The sequence below is a fragment of the Pseudomonas sp. LB3P81 genome, assembly GCF_054897965.1.
Map to the genome: position 1 here is coordinate 3427203 of NZ_JBUBVG010000001.1, position 16263 is coordinate 3443465.

Consider the following 16263-nt stretch of genomic DNA (forward strand, 5'->3'; position numbering starts at 1 on the left):
GTTTTGGACGCCATATTGAACTCGCAGCCTGACGGTCACGATTTTTATCTGAATTGAGGACGTGCCCAGTGGACCGATTCCAGGAAATGCAGGTCTTCGCCGCCGTCGCCCAGGAACAAGGCTTCTCGGCGGCGGCGCGGCGTTTGGGTCTGTCGGCAGCCAGTGTCACCCGTGCAGTAGCCGCGTTGGAAAAACGCATTGGCACGTTGCTGCTGACGCGCACCACCCGCAGCGTGCATTTGAGCGAAGCGGGTCAGCGGTATCTTGAAGACTGTCGGAGAATTCTCGCCGAGGTGCAGGAAGCGGAGGATTCGGCGGCGGGCAGTCACGCAGAGCCTCGTGGGCAACTGACGATCACGGCGCCGGTGTTGTTTGGCGAGTTGTTTGTCACGCCGGTGATGGTGAGTTATCTGACGCAGTTTCCTGAAGTCTGTATCAATGGGTTGCTGGTCGATCGAGTGGTGAGCATGGTCGAGGAGGGGATTGATGTGGCGGTGCGCATCGGTGAGTTGCCCGACAGTAATCAGCACGCGATCCGTGTCGGTGAAGTGCGGCGGGTGATTTGTGCTTCTCCGGATTTTCTGACGGCTAATGGTCGACCTCGACATCCTCAGGACCTGGCCAAGGCCCCCGTGATCGCGACATCTTCTATCGGTCAGCTGAGAAGCTGGCCCTTCCTTGAAGGCGGAGAGCCGCTGAATGTACGACCGGAACCGCGCCTGGTGGTGACGGCGAATCAGGCAGCCATTACCGCCGCGTGCCTCGGGCTGGGATTCACCCGCGTCTTGTCTTATCAGGTCGCCAGCAAAGTCGCGTCCGGAGAGCTGGACATCGTACTCGCCGACTTCGAACTGCCGCCATTGCCCATCCATGTGGTGTATCAGGGCGGACGCAATGCCCCGACACGGATTCGCAGCTTTGTGGACTTCACGGTGAAAGCGCTGCGGGAACACCCGGCCTTGCAGGGCTGACGGTTTATTGCGCAGGCTGAAATAATGGATTGCGTTTGCTGGTTATTCTGTTGTTTTGGTTGCGGGTGGAAGATAGCGGCCATCGGTGCTGATCTGTCCTGAACGGCGCCACCACTCAGCGGAGTCGACCATGCAAGCGATCAAACTCTACAACTTCCCGCGTTCCGGCCATGCTCACCGTGTGGAACTGATGCTGTCCCTGCTGCAACTGCCGACCGAGCTGATCTTTGTCGATCTGGCCAAAGGCGAGCACAAACAGCCGGAGTACCTGGCGATTAACCCGTTCGGGCAGGTTCCCGCCATCGACGATCAAGGCGTGGTGCTGGCTGATTCCAATGCGATTCTGGTTTATCTGGCGCAAAAGTACGGCAACGGCCGCTGGTTGCCAGCCGATCCGGTCGGCGCGGCCAAGGTTCAGCGCTGGTTATCGGTGGCGGCCGGGCCGATTGCCTTTGGTCCGGGCAGAGCAAGGCTGATCACGGTGTTTGGCGCACCTTACAACGCTGATGAGACGATCGCTTACGCCCATGCCTGGCTAAAACTGATCGATCACGAGCTGGCTGATTCGGCTTATCTGACCGGCAGCGAACCCACCATTGCCGACGTTGCGGCGTACAGCTACATCGCTCATGCGCCCGAAGGCAATGTGTCGCTCGAGGACTACGCCAACGTGCGAGCCTGGTTGGCGCGTATCGAAGCCTTGCCCGGTTTTGTCGGTATGCCGCGTACCGTCGCCGGCCTGCAAAAAACTGCCTGATGTTTTCGGTCCGACATTGTCGGGCCGTCCGCACTGCGCCTGTCGCGCAGGGGAGAAGCCGTTATGGACCGTTCACCTTGGCACGCTGGCGAGAAACAGTTGCAGGCACACGTCGGTGTTGCCGAGCGAATGGAGACGTTGGGTCGTAGGGTGGTTCGCACCGAGATGCCGGACCAGCACCGCACATTCTATGAGCAGCTGCCGTTCATGCTGTTCGGTGCGGTAGACGCCGACGGCAACCCGTGGGCCAGCATTCTTGAAGGGCCACCGGGCTTCGCTCACTCGCCCGAGCCGGGTGCGTTGCGGTTCAGCAGCCTGCCGGGGGCGGATGATCCTGCGCAATTGACCGATGGTGCGGCGATCGGGTTGCTGGGGATTGAGCTGCACACACGGCGGCGCAATCGTCTCAATGGTCGTGTCGGCGCAGTGACGGGGAAGGGCTTTGATGTAACGGTCGAACAGTCCTTCGGCAACTGCCCGCAATACATTCAATTGCGGCAGTTTCGCTCGGTGCCGCTGGTGGATCCGGCGACGCGCATCGCGCAACACCTGAATGGCCTGGATGACGCGGCCAAAGCCATTATCGCCAGCGCCGACACCTTCTTTGTCGCCAGTTATGTGGATGTCGATGGCCAGCGCTCAGTGGACGTTTCGCACCGTGGCGGCCAGTCCGGTTTCGTACAGGTGGAAGGTAATCGTCTGACCATCCCCGACTTCGCCGGCAACCTGTTCTTCAATACCCTGGGCAACCTGCTGATCAATCCTCGTGCGGGTTTGCTGTTTATTGATTTCAATTCGGGCGACCTGCTGCACCTCAGCGGGCGCACCGACATTATCCTTGAAGGCCCTCAGGTCGAAGCTTTTCAAGGCGCCGAGCGTCTGTGGACATTCGAGGTGGAGCATGTGGTGCGTCGGCCCGCAGCGTTGGCTTTGCGTTGGCGCTTCGACGGCGTATCCCCCAACAGTTTCATGACCGGCACGTGGGAGCAGGCCAGCGCCCGTCTGCAAGCCCAGGCCCTGGGTGATCGTTGGCGGCCGCTGCGGGTGGCGCGGATCGAAGCGGAAAGCCACAACATCCGTTCGATCTATCTGGAACCGGCCGACGGCGCGGGGTTGCCGGTGTTTCAGGCCGGGCAGCATTTGCCGCTGCGGTTCAACATTGACGGTGAGGTGCATATCCGCACTTACAGCCTGTCGAGCGCGCCGTCCGATGATTTTTTCCGGATCAGTGTGAAGCGTGAAGGGCTGGTGTCTTCGCACCTGCATGAGCAGGTTCGTGTCGGTGATCTGCTGGAAGCCCGAGCGCCTCAAGGGCACTTCACGGTGGCAACCCATGAACGTCGGCCGTTGGTGTTGTTGGCAGCTGGGGTCGGAATTACGCCGCTGCTGTCGATGGTGCGGGAGGTGGTGTATCAAGGCCTGCGCACCCGGCACATTCGGCCTACATGGTTTTTCCAGAGTTCGCGCACGTTGGCCGATCAACCGTTTCGTCCTGAACTGGATCGCTTGCTCGAGAGTGCGGGTGAGGCGGTGCGGGTGTTGCGTCTGCTCAGTCAGCCGGAAGCCGGGTTGCTGGAGGGCGAAGATTTCGATCTGACTGGACGAATCGACACGGCGCTGCTCAAGACCATCCTCGAAGTGGAGGACTACGATCAGCTGGACTTTGTCCTCTGCGGCCCGGGCAGTTTTACTCAGGGGCTGTACGACAGCCTTCGGGAACTGGATATCCGTGACAGCAGGATTCACGCCGAGACTTTCGGCCCGTCGACCTTGCGTCGCCAGCCGGACCCCGACGCGGTGGTCATCGAGCAACCACCCGCCGCAACCACCTCGGTGCCGGTGGTGTTCCAGCGCTCCGCCAAAGAAGCCCGCTGGCAACCCGATGGCGGCAGTTTGCTGGAGTTGGCGGAAAGCCGTGGCTTGCGTCCGGAATTCAGTTGCCGTGGCGGTTCCTGCGGGACCTGCAAGACTCGCTTGGTCAGCGGCCAGGTGAATTATCCACAGCCCCCAGCGGAAGTGCCGGACGACGGACATGTGCTGATTTGTTGTGCGATTCCGGCACAGGGCTCGCAGCCTTTGGTGCTCGACCTGTAGCATCTCACGAGCCTGCGAAGCAGCGTGTAGGCGCGAGTCTTGCCCTAATGCCGATCCGTTAAGCGAAGGTGATGCACTGTAGGAGCGAGCAAGCTCGCTCCTACAAGATGAGATTCAGCCTTAGGAGTTTTATGGTTTTTCTCGCTCGCCTGTCGGGCTTGCTGGTGATGGTGGCGTTGCTGACCGGTTGCGAACGACAGGACGCGCCACCGCTCGATCAGCAACTCTACGTCTGGCAACGGCAATGGACGCCGGCCCACGTAGCCGCACTCAAAGACAGCCACGCGGACTTTTCGACTTTGCGGGTGCTGGCCTTGCAGGCCTTCCCCCGGGCGGGTTGGAGCCGGGCGCGAATCGATGTGGCGCTGCTCAAACAGGATGGCCGGCCGTTGATCGCGGTGATTCGTCTCGATGGCCAGCTCAAGTCGCTGGATCAGAATGAAATCACCGCGCAGATCCGCCAGGTGCTCAGCGATTGGCAAGGGCAGGGGCTGATCCTCGCCGGTGTGGAAATCGACCACGACGCTGGCAGCGCTCGGCTACCGGCCTATCGGAAATTCCTCACGGATTTGCGCGCGGTTCTGCCGACGTCCATGCCGCTGAGTATTACCGCATTACCCGCCTGGCTCGACAGTCCCGAGTTGCCGGCGTTGTTATCCACAGTCGATAGCAGCGTGTTGCAGGTGCATGCGGTGAGCGATCCGCGTCGGGGTTTATTTGACCCGGATCAGGCCAGAAAATGGGCGAGGGTCTGGAGCCGAATCACTTCGAAACCATTTTATCTGGCGCTACCGGCCTATGGCGTGGCGTTGTTGCCGCAGGCGAGCGGTGCACCGCTGGTGGAAAGCGAGGTGCCGTTTGAACGTGGCGGTGAGCGACGGGAGTTGCTGGCCGATCCGCAACAACTGCGCACACTTGCCACCGAATTACGCAACGATCCACCGGCTAATCTGGCCGGGCTGATCTGGTTTCGCCTGCCATTGCCCAATGATCGCCGGGCCTGGAGCCTGACGACCTTGGGCGCCGTAGCCCGCGGCGACGTCCTCGACAGTCGCCTGACGCTGAAACTCTCGGCCCAGGATGGCCTCTATGACGTCAGCATCAGCAATCACGGCAACCTCGATAACGCCTGGCCCGAGCGTCTGACACTTGCGGTGCAGGGCTGTGAAGGCGCCGATGCCCTCGCCGGTTATGCGTTGCAACGGAGCCCGGATCTGCTTACCTTCACCCGCCTGCGCGACGGTCGGATTCCGGCCGGCGGGCAGCGCGCCATCGGTTGGGCGCGCTGCACACACATTGATCAAGGAGGTTCGAATGTTCACCCGTAACTGGCCCCGCCATTTGCTCTGCCTTAGCCTCAGTTTGCCGCTGGGTTCGGCAGTGGCCTGCGGGCCGGAATTCCCCATGCGCCTGCTCGACAACCGGGGCCAGTCGCTGGTGGAGCTGCCGGGCGGCAACTTCCAGTTCGAGATCAATCGCCTCGGGCATGCGATTGCGGGTCTGAAGAACGTCACCGAAGGCGTCTACAGCAGCATGGATGCGCCCGACTATGCCGAGCAGCGGGACAAGGCCGAGCAGGCTGGTTTGACCGTGGAGCAGCAAGCGCAGGTAAAACAGCTGCGCAGTTTGACCGATGCTCATCAGGTTGAAGCACTGGGCGCGAGCCTGCCGACCGAGCTCAGGCTCTATCTGGCAGGTGCTGTGGCGTTCAACGCGGGTGACCATGGATTGGCCGCCGAGTACTTCCAGAAAGTGCTGGCGCTACCCGCGGATCAGCGCGCGTTGCGCAGCACCTGGGCCGCGTACTCGCTGGGCCGTGCGCTGTTTGCCATGAGCGCCGAAGCGGACGCGACGCCCGACCTGCTGGCGCAGGCGCGCACGGCCTTCGAACAGGCTCGGCAACTAAGCATCGGCGGCTTCAGCGATCCGCTGGAACTGGGCGTCGCCAGCCTCGGCGAAGAAGCACGAGTGGCGCGCACGGCGGGTGACTGGAACCGTGCCATTGAGCTCTATGCCACGCAAAACCTCCACGGTTCAGCGGTGGGTTACACCTCACTGAAACTGTTGGTGGCCGATCTGGCGGCGCTGCCTGACGATCAACTGGCCGCGTTGCTAAAAGGCAAACCGGTGCAGCAACTGGTCACGGCATCCTTGATCAGCCGGTTGGGCTGGTCATTTGGTGATCAACCACCCACCGAACAAAAGTTGATCAAATTGCTGCAAGCCAGCACTCGCGGCAGTCTGGATAACGCCGATCGACTGGCGGCGATGAATTATCAACAGGGCGACTACGCCAGCGCCAAGGCGTTCCTGGAAAACGCTGGCGACGGTGGCCTGGCGTGGTGGCTGCGGGCGAAACTGGCGGTGCGCGAGGGCGATAAAGCTGCTGCCGCCACGGCGTACGCCAAAGCGGCTCAGGCCTTTCCGCAGAATGAATCCTGGGGTGAGCGGCGAACGCCGGACTACGATTTCGAAACGCTTCAGCCCAAATGCCGGGTCGAAGGAGAAAGCGCAATTCTGGCCCTGCAACGCGGGGATTATCTGCAAGCGTTTGATCAGCTTTATCGCAGCAACGACATTTACTGGCTCGATGCCGCGACCGTCGCCGAGCGTGTGCTGACCGTCGATGAACTCAAGCATTACGTCGACATTCAGGTGCCGGCACTGCCGCCGCTGACTCAGCAGGAGCGCGATAACTATGTGCCGTTGCCGGTGGCGGCGAAACTTCGCAATTTGCTCGGGCGGCGACTGCTGCGTGCAGAGCGTTATGACGAAGCGCCAGGCTATTTCGACAGTGCCGAATTGCAGGGGATAGCCAAGTGGTACGGGGAGTTGCGTCACGACGCCGAATCGAAATGGTGGCCGAGCAAACGTGCCTTCGCTTACTTCAATGCCGCGACGATGGCTCGTTTAAAAGGTATGGAGTTGTTGGGCTACGAGATGTCTCCGGACTACGCTACTTTCGGAGGCAATTACAGCCTCGAAAGCACCGAACTCAAGGTCGGTCCATTAGTGGCTGAAGAGGAAGTCAAGCGCCAGCAGGCCAGTGCTGCTCAACCCGATCAGCGTTACCACTACCGTTATGTCGCCAATGCATTAGCCAGTCGCGCCGCTGATAACCTGCCACATACCAGCCAGGCCTTTGCAGCGGTCCTGTGTGCGGCGACGGGGTGGAACACCGATCAGGAAGAAAAAAGTGCCTTCTATCAACGCTACGTCAAAGAAGGCCCCTACGTGGATTGGGCACTATTCTTTGGCGAGCGATGCCCTCATCCGGACTTCCAGAACGCAGACAAACGTTACGTCACCCAGGCTTTGAGTCCGATCCGGGCGACGCTGCGCCCTTACAAAAAATGGCTGGAAATGGGCGGTGTCGTGGTGTTTACGGCGCTCGCGCTGTTGCTGATTAATCGTCACAAGCGCAAGGCACGCCCGTAATCAGGCCTGTTGAACAAAGGTCAGCCGCACAGCAAAACCGATCAACAGGCTGCCAAACAACCATTGCTGAAAGCGTTGGGCCGAAGGACTGCGTTGCAGCCAGCGGCCCAGTGCGGCGCCGGCCAATGCGTAGGCGCTGTCGAACAATAAACCGACACTGACCAGCACCACACCCAGGGTCGCGAATTGTGCGAGCACCGGCCCTGCGTGCGGGTCGATGAACTGCGGCAACAGCACCGAGCAGAACAGCAGCGCCTTGGGGTTAAGCAAGTTGGTCAGCAATCCGCGCTGGATCGCTTCGCGCCAGCGGGGTTTTCCACAGGCTGCATCTGTACCGTTCAAGTTCGGCAGCATCGTGGTTCGCAGGCACTGAATGCCGATCCACAACAGGTACGCGGCCCCTGCCAGCCGCACCGCATCGAAGGTCCATGGCGCAGCCTTGAACAGTGCCGCCAGCCCCAATGCCGCCAATGCCACGTGACAACCCCGGGCAATGCCCAATCCCACCGCCGTTGCCAGTGCCACTCCTTTACCCTGACGTGCGCCGGTCTGTAACAGCAGAATCATGTCCGGGCCCGGCAACAGGTAAACCACCGCCAGTGCCATGAAAAACAGCCAGAGTCCTGCCACGATGCACCCCATTCGTTGTCGATTCGGTAGGGGCAGTCTAGGGCTGAAGGGCGGGGCAGGTGGTTGCGTAGTTTGCTTCTAAAGAGTCTTTGGTTGGCATAACCTGTTACTCAATGTCATTTAAACCAGCGGGATCTGCCAAACATGAAACTCGACGCTTACGACCGCAAGATTCTCGCAGCCCTGCAACGGGATGGTCGGTTGAGCAACGTGCAACTGGCTGACGAGATCGGTCTGTCCGCGTCGCCCTGTCTGCGTCGGGTACGAATGCTTGAAGAAGCGGGAGTGATTCGCGGCTATCAGGCCAATCTCGATCGCGATGAAGTCGGGCTGGGGCTGACGGTGTTTGTCGGGGTCAAGGTTGAGCGCCATAACGATGAGCAGGCTGAGGCTTTTCGCGTGGCTGTGATGGCGTTGCCCGAGGTGATTTCGGCATTTCTGGTGTCAGGGGAATCGGATTTTTTGCTGCAGGTGGTGGTGCCGGATCTGCGTGCGTACGACCGTTTTCTCACCGGGCGATTGCTGAAATTGCCGGGGGTGAGCGATATCCGCAGCAACTTTGCGATCCACACGGTGAAGACGCCGGGGGCGTTGCCTTTAGAGCATTTACCAATTTGAAAGCAAAGATCGCAGCCTTCGGCAGCTCCTACAGGATATGTGTACGACTGTAGGAGCTGCCGAAGGCTGCGATCTTTTGATCTTTACTACATCTGCGTCGCCATCCCCTCCACATTCATCGCCGCCTGGCGCAAAGCCTCGGAGCGGGTCGGATGTGGGTGACAAGTCAGCGCGATGTCTTCCGCGGAGGCACTGAACTCCATGGCCACGCAATATTCGCCAATCATTTCGCTGACACTCGGGCCTACCAGATGCACACCGAGAATTTCGTCGGTGCGCTCATCGGCCAGCACTTTGGCGAAGCCTTCGGTCTCGTGGTTGATCTTCGCCCGGCTGTTGGCGGTGAACGGGAATTTGCCGACCTTGTACGCACGGCCTTCAGCCTTGAGTTGTTCTTCGGTCTTGCCGACGCTGGCCAGCTCCGGTCGGGTGTAAATGACGTTGGGGATCAGGTCGTAATTGACCTCGCCTGCCTTCCCGACGATCTGCTCGACGCAGGCCATGGCTTCATCTTCAGCCTTGTGCGCGAGCATCGGCCCGGACGTGACATCGCCAATGACCCAGACGCCGGCCGCTTCAGTGCGATGGCCTTTGTTGGCGAGCATGCCTCGTTTATCCGTAGTGAGTCCGACGTTCTCCGGGCCCAGACCCTGGGTGTAAGGCCGGCGCCCGATGGCCACCAGTACGTAATCGGCTTCCAGCAATTGGGCAGTGCCACCGGCCGCCGGTTCTACGCTGAGTTGAACGCCATTGACCGAGGTGGTGGCGCTGGTGACTTTCGAACTCAACTTGAAGCTGATGCCTTGCTTGCTCAACGAACGTTGCAGCGTTTTTCCCGCCTCACCGTCCACGCCGGGACAGATCCGGTCGAGAAATTCGACGACCGTCACTTGTGCGCCCAAGCGCCGCCACACCGAACCCAATTCCAGGCCAATGACCCCGGCGCCAATCACCACCAGATGCTTGGGCACTTCGGATAAAGAAAGCGCACCTGTGGAATCGAGGATGCGTTGGTTGTCGATCTCTACGCCGGGCAGGGGAGTGGGTTCGGAACCCGTGGCAATGATGATGTCCTTGGCGCTCAGTTCGGTCTTGCCGCCTTGGCTATCCGTTACCGTGACTTTGCCCGGGCCGTCGATGTGCCCCCAACCCTTGATCCAGTCGACCTTGTTTTTGCGAAACAAAAACTCGATGCCCTTGGTCAGCCCGGCCACGCTTTCATCCTTCTGCTTCATCATTTGCGCGAGGTTGAGCGTGGGTTTGACCTCGATTCCCAGGTTGGCGAATTCCGGGCCCATGGCTGCGTCGTACAGTTCGGAAGCGTGCAACAGCGCCTTGGACGGCATGCAACCCACGTTCAGGCAGGTGCCGCCGAGGGTGGCGCGGCCTTCAACGCAAGCGGCTTTCAGGCCCAACTGGCCGGCGCGAATCGCTGCGTTGTAACCGCCGGGGCCTCCGCCCAGAATCACGACGTCATAGCTGCTCATGGATTTGCTCCTGGATTGAATGGGAATCGGGCTGGATAAACGTAGTTCGTAGATAAAATTACGAGCGTAATATGTGCGTTCCTCGGCCTTTCGGTCAAGGCTTCAGCCAAACGACAGGTTGTGCGTCTTTAGATAGAACGTTTTAGTACAAAAATTTCACGACTTTCGTTATATCGTAACGAATTGCGACTTGAGCAAAGAAAAGCACTGGGGTGGTATGCAAGTCGATCTCGAAGTTGAGGGAGCAGCGGTAGCCGGGCTACCGCGCTTTCAGCAGGCAGTCTTTCAAGGGCGACGATTGCGGCAGTTGGCAATCGGCCTCGGCACGCTCGCGGGCACAGGGCTGGTGCTGGCGTTCTTTGTCGGGCTGTTTGCGCCGCAATCGCTTTGGCCAGCGTTGCTGGTCAACCAGAGCGCCGGTCTGCTGGTGCTCATTGCCGGGCTGCAATCGGCGTGGTGGGTGACGCAATGGCGCGCGCGGGCGATGAATCCCGCAGCGCTGCCGTTGGAGGTCGACGTCGCTGCTGACGCCCCAGTTGGCTGGTATGAACAGCTACTGGAGCGGATCAGCCAACGATCGACGCGGATGCTGGTGCAGATCGGCGCCCCGACGCTGTGGCTCGGCGGCTGGGCGTTGTTGGCGCTGTTCAGCATCGACCAGGTCTGGAACCTTGCGCTACCACCTGCCGCGCCAGGCATTGCGGCTAATGTCGGTGCCGCATTGTCGTTGCTGCTGGCCTTCGGTTTGCTCGTGCTGGAGCGGCAGCTTGCCCAGGAAAACGTGGCCCAGTGGCCCGAAGCAGGGCAGATGGCCCAGCTGACTCGCGTGGCAATCATCAGTCTTGTGTTGAGCGCGTTGTGTCTGTTGTTCGGTAGCGAGGTGTCGGTCTGGCCGGTGCGACTGGCTGTGCTCATCGGGCTGCTGCCGGGGCTCGTCGCGGTCGAACTGCTGCTGCGTGCAGTGCTGTCATTGTTCAGTCCCCGGCGCGAACAACTGGAACCTGCGTTGCTGGCTCGAAGCTTCGTCGCCGACATGCTGCGCTGGCCGCCACAACCGCTGCTGGCGTTGCAGCATGAACTGCATAACCGCTTCGGCATCGATCTGCGGCAAATCTGGGCTTTCACCTACATGCGTCGCGCGTTTGTACCGGTGTTGGCGGTGGTCGCCATTGTCGGTTGGTCGCTGACTGGCATTCACGAAATCCCCCTGCAAGGGCGGGGCATCTACGAGCGCTTCGGCAAACCGGTGGAGGTGTTCGGTCCCGGTTTGCACGCGGGTTTGCCGTGGCCGCTGGGCCGAGTGTTGAGTATCGAGAACGGCGTGGTTCATGAGTTGGCCACGAGTGTCGGCGAAGTGGCGGCGCTCGTTGCGACGGAACCCGCGGAAGGTCCGGCGCCGGCAGTAGCCAATCGCTTGTGGGACGCCAGCCATGTGAATGACAAATCCCAGGTCATCGCCAGCAGCCGTGCCGACAAGCAGAGCTTTCAGATCGTCAACATGGACGTGCGGTTCGTTTACCGCATCGGCCTGACGGATCAAGCGGCGTTGGCCGCGACCTACAACAATGCCAATGTACCGATGCTGATCCGCAGCACCGCCAGCCGGATTCTGGTTCACGATTTCGCCTCGCGAACCCTCGACGGTTTGCTCGGTGAGGACAGGGTAGGGCTCGCCGAAGAGATTGGCCGCGCGGTGCAGGCGGACCTGCAAACACTCGGCAGCGGCGTGGAAATTCTTGCGACCGTAGTCGAGGCGATTCATCCGCCGGCCGGCGCGGCCAACGCTTATCACAGCGTGCAAGCGGCACAGATTGGCGCCCAGACGTTGATCTCACGCGAACGCGGCGCGGCAGCAGAAGCCACCAATCATGCGCAATTGCAGGCCAGCATCGCTCGCGATCAGGCGACGGCCAACGCGCGTGAAATCAATGCGGCCGCGCAGGCCGCGGATCTGAAATTCAGCGCCGAGCAAAAAGCCTATGCCAGCGCTGGCCAGGCCTTCGTGCTGGAGCAATATTTCAGCCAGCTGTCCCAAGGACTGGCCAACACCAGGTTGCTGGTTCTCGATCATCGTTTGGGCGGCAGCAACAACGCGCCGACCATCGACCTCCGTACGTTCACGCTGCCGGCTGACCCCGCGCCGTCGCGTCAAACTGCTCAGCCAGGAGCTGCCAAATGAGCCAGTCGCACACTCACGATCATGCTGACCACACCGGGCACGATCACGGACATGGCGGGCATCATCACGGGCATCACCATCACCACCACGGCGATCCACAAGAAGCCGGTCCCTTCCCATGGCGGCGCATGGGTTGGGCGGCGTTATTGGTGGCGTTTGCTATCGCGGCAGCGAGCCTGGTGCAAGTGCGTTCTGGCGAAGCCACGGTCATCACGCGCTTCGGCAATCCGTCGCGGGTGTTGCTCGAGCCGGGGTTGGGCTGGCGTTGGCCCGCACCTTTTGAAGCAGCAATTCCTGTCGATTTGCGTCTGCGCACCACGTCGAGTGGTTTGCAGGACGTGGGCACACGAGACGGTTTACGCATCATCGTTCAGGCTTATGTGGCGTGGCAGGTTCAAGGTGATCCGGACAATGTGCAGCGCTTCATGCGCGCTGTGCAGAATCAGCCGGATGAAGCGGCGCGGCAGATTCGCACTTTTGTTGGCTCTGCACTGGAAACCACGGCCAGCAGTTTTGATCTGGCGAACCTGGTAAATACGGATGCAAACCAGGTGCACATCGCCGATTTCGAGGCACAGCTGCGTCAGCAAATTGATCAGCAGTTGTTGACCACGTATGGCGTTCGCGTGTTGCAAGTCGGCATCGAACGTCTGACCTTGCCGTCGGTGACCCTGACCGCCACGGTCGATCGCATGCGTGCCGAGCGTGAAACAATCGCCACCGAACGCACTGCCATCGGCAAACGCGAAGCAGCGCAAATCCGCTCTGCCGCCGAACGTGATGCGCGAATCGTTCAGGCCGACGCTACGGTAAAAGCTGCTGATATCGAAGCTCAATCCCGCGTCGAAGCAGCGCAGATTTATGGTCGCGCTTACGCCGGTTCGCCGCAGCTGTATAACTTGCTGCGCTCCCTCGACACCTTGGGCACCATCGTCACGCCTGGAACCAAACTGATTTTGCGCACCGATGCCGCGCCGTTCAGGGTGTTGGTTGACGGTCCGCCGACGCTCGATAACAAGTCTGGGTCGCAGCCATGAGTTTGGTTCCACGTGGAACAAATGAGTTAAGCAGCCCCTGGATTCAGGCCGGGCGATTGGCGTTTCTCGCGCTGTATGCGGTGACGGTATTGGCTGCGTTGGCGTGGGCGTTTTCCAATGTTCGGCAAATCGATCCGCAGAATCGCGCGGTGGTGTTGCACTTCGGCGCGCTGGATCGCATTCAAAATGCCGGTCTGCTGTTAGCGTGGCCGCGACCGTTCGAGCAGGTCATTTTGCTGCCGGCGGCCGATCGGGTGATCGAACGTCGGGTCGACAATCTGCTGCGCAGCGATGCCGCGTTACAGGCTGACCGAGTCGCCACGTTCGCCACGCCACTCAGTGATGCCCTCGCGGGGTCCGGTTATTTGCTGACCGGTGATGCCGGCGTGGTGCAACTGGATGTGCGGGTCTTTTACAAAGTCACCGAACCCTACGCGTTCGTGCTTCAAGGTGAACATGTGCTGCCGGCACTGGATCGCCTTGTGACGCGCAGTGCCGTGGCGCTGACGGCCGCCCGTGATCTGGACACTATTCTGGTGGCGCGACCGGAACTGATCGGTGCGGACAAACAGGCGGCCGAAAGACGTGAGCGCCTGCGCGGTGATCTGGTGCAAGGCATCAATCGGCGTCTTGCTGAACTCACGGCGACCGGGCAGGGCCTGGGCATCGAAGTGGCGCGCGTCGATGTGCAATCGAGTTTGCCGGGGCCGGCGGTCAATGCCTTCAACGCGGTGCTGACGGCGAGTCAGCAAGCCGATAAGGCCGTGGCAAACGCACGCACCGAAGCCGAGAAACTCACCCAAACCGCCAACGAACAAGCCGACCGTACGTTGCAGGTTGCCCACGCTCAAGCGAGCGAACGGCTGGCCAAAGCTTCCGCCGACACGGCCACCGTGTTGAGTCTGGCCAAGGCGCAACAACAGGGCACTGACCCGCAAATGCTGCTGCGCATCTACCGCGAGCGCATGCCGAAAATTCTCGGGCAGGCGGGCTCAGTAACCACGGTCAATCCGAAAGACGATTCCCGCCTGATCATTCAGGGAGCTGCACAATGACCGACCAAACCGCCGCCGCACCGAGCCTGTTGTCCTCGGCCGAACAACGCAGCGCCGCCCGCCAGTTGACCCTGGCCATGCTTGCATTGGGTTTGCTGGCGCTGGGTTTGATCTGGCGTTGGGTGTCGCCGGAGCAGACCGGTGTCAGTCAATTGCTGTTGGGTTTTGCCTCATTGCTGGTGGCCGTGCCGGTGATGCGTTCGGCCTGGTACAGCTTGCGTTATCCGAGCTTGCACGGGATCACGGATCAATTGATCGCCTTGGCCATGCTCGGTGCTTGGGCGACCGGCGATCTGCTGACCGCTGCGTTACTGCCGATCATCATGATCTTCGGCCACGTGCTGGAAGAGCGCAGCGTGATCGGTTCCCAGGAAGCGATTCACGCGCTGGGCAAACTGACGCGCAGCCATGCGCGCAAGGTTCAGGCCGATGGCTCCATCGTCGAAGTCGACAACGGCACACTCAAGGCCGGTGACCGTGTGGAAGTTCGCGCCGGCGACCGAGTGCCGGCCGATGGCCGCGTGCTCTCCGGTCAGGCAAGTCTCGACACGGCTTCGATCACCGGCGAGTCGGTGCCGGTGGAGGCGGGCGTTGGCATGACCGTGTTCGGCGGGGCGATCAACCTCGACGGCCTGCTGCGTATTGAAGTGACGCGTACGGGCAGCGAATCGACCCTCGGCAAAGTCATCGCGCTGATGCAAAGCGCAGAGCGTTCCAAACCGCCAATCACCCGATTGCTGGAACGCTACGCGGGCAGCTACATGGTGTTGGTGTTGCTGCTGGCCGCTGTCACCTGGTTCATCACCAACGATGCGCAGGCAATGCTCGCGGTGTTGGTGGCAGCCTGTCCATGTGCGCTGGTGTTGTCGGCACCGGCCACGGCGATTGCCGGGGTTGCGGTTGCCGCTCGCCACGGGATTCTGATTCGCAGTTCGGCGTTTCTCGAAGAGCTGGCAGACCTGACGTCGCTGGTGGTCGACAAGACCGGGACGCTGACCTTCGGCACCTTGCGCCTGCAATCCATCGACAGCCCGCTGGAAGATCGCAGCCACGTGTTGAAGCTCGCCGCCAGCCTCGGTTCCGCCAGCAGCCATCCGGTCAGTCGGGCGCTTGCCGGGCTGGTCACTCAGGAACATTTTCTGCTGCTCTCGGACATTCACGAACGCCAAGGCCTGGGCGTGGTGGCGATGACGGAGCAGGGCGAAGCGGCCCTCGGTCGTCCAGAGCTGTTCGCACAATTGGGCATCCCCACTTCAGCGGTTCCCGAACACGATGGTCCGATTGCCGGGCTGGCACTTAATGGTGAATTTCTCGCCTGGCTGTTGTTGGCGGACAGCGTCAAACCTGAGGCGCGGTTTGCCTTGAACGAGTTGCGCGAACTCGGACTGGGCCGGCAGTTGTTGCTCACAGGTGATCGCCAAAGTGTGGCGGATACGTTAGCCCGGGATATCGGGATCGTCGATGTCGAGGCCCAGGCCTTGCCCGAGGACAAACTCAATCGCGTGCTGAAAGAAATCGGCAGTGGTTTTCGGCCGATGGTAGTCGGTGACGGCATCAATGATTCGCTGGCCCTCAAGGCCGGCGTAGTCGGCGTCGCGATGGGGGCGGGCGGGGCCGACATTGCCTTGGCGTCAGCCGACATCGTGCTAATCGGCAGTGATCTGCGTCGGCTCGGCACCTGCGTGCGTTTGAGTCGCCAGTGCCGGAACACGTTGCAGGTCAACGTGATCATCGGTCTGGGCTGGACGCTGGCAATAGTGGCCTTCGCCGCATTCGGCTGGCTCGGCGCGGCGGGGGCGATGATCGCTGCATTGCTGCATAACTTGAGTACGTTGCTGGTGTTGGGTAACGCCGGGCGTTTGCTGCGCTTTCAGGAGCCATTGCTCAAACTGAAGGACGATATTTGAGGGGTTTCAACTTTTCAGAACTGTGTGCCAAATTCGCAGTCATCTAGGGTAAGGGCAATCACTTCTGTGAATTTGCGACGGGTGGGTTTG

General features: G+C 60.8%; 12 protein-coding genes. 10 read left to right on the top strand and 2 right to left on the bottom strand.

What is annotated here, in order from left to right:
• Window positions 1-68 precede the first annotated feature (68 nt).
• From ACYZTL_RS15770 to ACYZTL_RS15790, 5 genes are all read left to right on the top strand, one after another.
• Window positions 69-971, top strand: a complete 903-nt coding sequence (locus tag ACYZTL_RS15770) for a LysR family transcriptional regulator (protein WP_461952566.1) — start codon at window positions 69-71, stop codon at window positions 969-971.
• 130 nt (window positions 972-1101) lie between these two features.
• Window positions 1102-1728 carry a glutathione S-transferase family protein gene (locus tag ACYZTL_RS15775; RefSeq protein ID WP_461952567.1) on the top strand — a complete coding sequence of 209 codons (627 nt, stop codon included), beginning with the start codon at window positions 1102-1104 and terminating at the stop codon, window positions 1726-1728.
• Window positions 1729-1791: 63 nt separating this feature from the next.
• Window positions 1792-3822, top strand: coding sequence for a pyridoxamine 5'-phosphate oxidase family protein (locus tag ACYZTL_RS15780; RefSeq protein WP_461952568.1), 2031 nt, complete (start codon window positions 1792-1794; stop codon window positions 3820-3822).
• Window positions 3823-3953: 131 nt separating this feature from the next.
• Window positions 3954-5150, top strand: coding sequence for a DUF3142 domain-containing protein (locus ACYZTL_RS15785; RefSeq protein WP_461952569.1), 1197 nt, complete (start codon window positions 3954-3956; stop codon window positions 5148-5150).
• Window positions 5137-7260: a hypothetical protein gene (locus tag ACYZTL_RS15790; protein ID WP_461952570.1), complete on the top strand. Its 2124-nt coding sequence runs from the start codon at window positions 5137-5139 to the stop codon at window positions 7258-7260. Before ACYZTL_RS15785 ends, ACYZTL_RS15790 begins: the two co-directional genes overlap by 14 nt.
• On the opposite strand, the gene ACYZTL_RS15795 is transcribed toward ACYZTL_RS15790, so the two are convergent.
• A complete protein-coding gene (locus ACYZTL_RS15795; RefSeq protein ID WP_461952571.1) occupies window positions 7261-7890 on the bottom strand; it encodes a LysE family translocator in 630 nt (209 codons plus the stop codon).
• 144 nt (window positions 7891-8034) lie between these two features.
• On the opposite strand from ACYZTL_RS15795, the gene ACYZTL_RS15800 reads away from it, so the two are divergent.
• A complete protein-coding gene (locus ACYZTL_RS15800; RefSeq protein WP_461952572.1) occupies window positions 8035-8508 on the top strand; it encodes an Lrp/AsnC family transcriptional regulator in 474 nt (157 codons plus the stop codon).
• Between the two features lie 86 nt (window positions 8509-8594).
• Here ACYZTL_RS15800 and lpdA read toward each other — a convergent pair whose 3' ends face one another.
• Entirely contained in the window at window positions 8595-9995 is a 1401-nt protein-coding gene (gene lpdA / locus ACYZTL_RS15805) for a dihydrolipoyl dehydrogenase (RefSeq protein ID WP_461952573.1), read from the bottom strand.
• A gap of 217 nt (window positions 9996-10212) precedes the next feature.
• On the opposite strand from lpdA, the gene hflK (ACYZTL_RS15810) reads away from it, so the two are divergent.
• From hflK (ACYZTL_RS15810) to ACYZTL_RS15825, 4 genes are read left to right on the top strand one after another with little or no spacing between them, the layout of a single operon-like run.
• The gene (hflK, locus tag ACYZTL_RS15810; protein ID WP_461954319.1) at window positions 10213-12174 is read left to right on the top strand and encodes a protease modulator HflK; all 1962 of its coding nucleotides are present in this window, start codon (window positions 10213-10215) and stop codon (window positions 12172-12174) included.
• Complete coding sequence (gene hflC / locus ACYZTL_RS15815) at window positions 12171-13211, top strand: protease modulator HflC (RefSeq protein WP_461952574.1); 1041 nt, start codon at window positions 12171-12173, stop codon at window positions 13209-13211. Before hflK (ACYZTL_RS15810) ends, hflC begins: the two co-directional genes overlap by 4 nt.
• The gene (gene hflK, locus ACYZTL_RS15820) at window positions 13208-14266 is read left to right on the top strand and encodes a protease modulator HflK (RefSeq protein WP_461952575.1); all 1059 of its coding nucleotides are present in this window, start codon (window positions 13208-13210) and stop codon (window positions 14264-14266) included. Before hflC ends, hflK (ACYZTL_RS15820) begins: the two co-directional genes overlap by 4 nt.
• The gene (locus ACYZTL_RS15825; RefSeq protein WP_461952576.1) at window positions 14263-16173 is read left to right on the top strand and encodes a cation-translocating P-type ATPase; all 1911 of its coding nucleotides are present in this window, start codon (window positions 14263-14265) and stop codon (window positions 16171-16173) included. Before hflK (ACYZTL_RS15820) ends, ACYZTL_RS15825 begins: the two co-directional genes overlap by 4 nt.
• Window positions 16174-16263 lie beyond the last annotated feature (90 nt).

Bases quoted from the DNA above. Each gene is read 5' to 3' on its own strand.
- hflK (WP_461952575.1), top strand. From the start codon at position 13,208: ATGAGTTTGGTTCCACGTGGAACAAATGAGTTAAGCAGCCCCTGGATT.
- ACYZTL_RS15780 (WP_461952568.1), top strand. From the start codon at position 1,792: ATGGACCGTTCACCTTGGCACGCTGGCGAGAAACAGTTGCAGGCACAC.
- ACYZTL_RS15825 (WP_461952576.1), top strand. From the start codon at position 14,263: ATGACCGACCAAACCGCCGCCGCACCGAGCCTGTTGTCCTCGGCCGAA.
- lpdA (WP_461952573.1), bottom strand. From the start codon at position 9,995: ATGAGCAGCTATGACGTCGTGATTCTGGGCGGAGGCCCCGGCGGTTAC.
- ACYZTL_RS15785 (WP_461952569.1), top strand. From the start codon at position 3,954: ATGGTTTTTCTCGCTCGCCTGTCGGGCTTGCTGGTGATGGTGGCGTTG.
- ACYZTL_RS15775 (WP_461952567.1), top strand. From the start codon at position 1,102: ATGCAAGCGATCAAACTCTACAACTTCCCGCGTTCCGGCCATGCTCAC.
- hflC (WP_461952574.1), top strand. From the start codon at position 12,171: ATGAGCCAGTCGCACACTCACGATCATGCTGACCACACCGGGCACGAT.
- ACYZTL_RS15790 (WP_461952570.1), top strand. From the start codon at position 5,137: ATGTTCACCCGTAACTGGCCCCGCCATTTGCTCTGCCTTAGCCTCAGT.
- hflK (WP_461954319.1), top strand. From the start codon at position 10,213: ATGCAAGTCGATCTCGAAGTTGAGGGAGCAGCGGTAGCCGGGCTACCG.
- ACYZTL_RS15800 (WP_461952572.1), top strand. From the start codon at position 8,035: ATGAAACTCGACGCTTACGACCGCAAGATTCTCGCAGCCCTGCAACGG.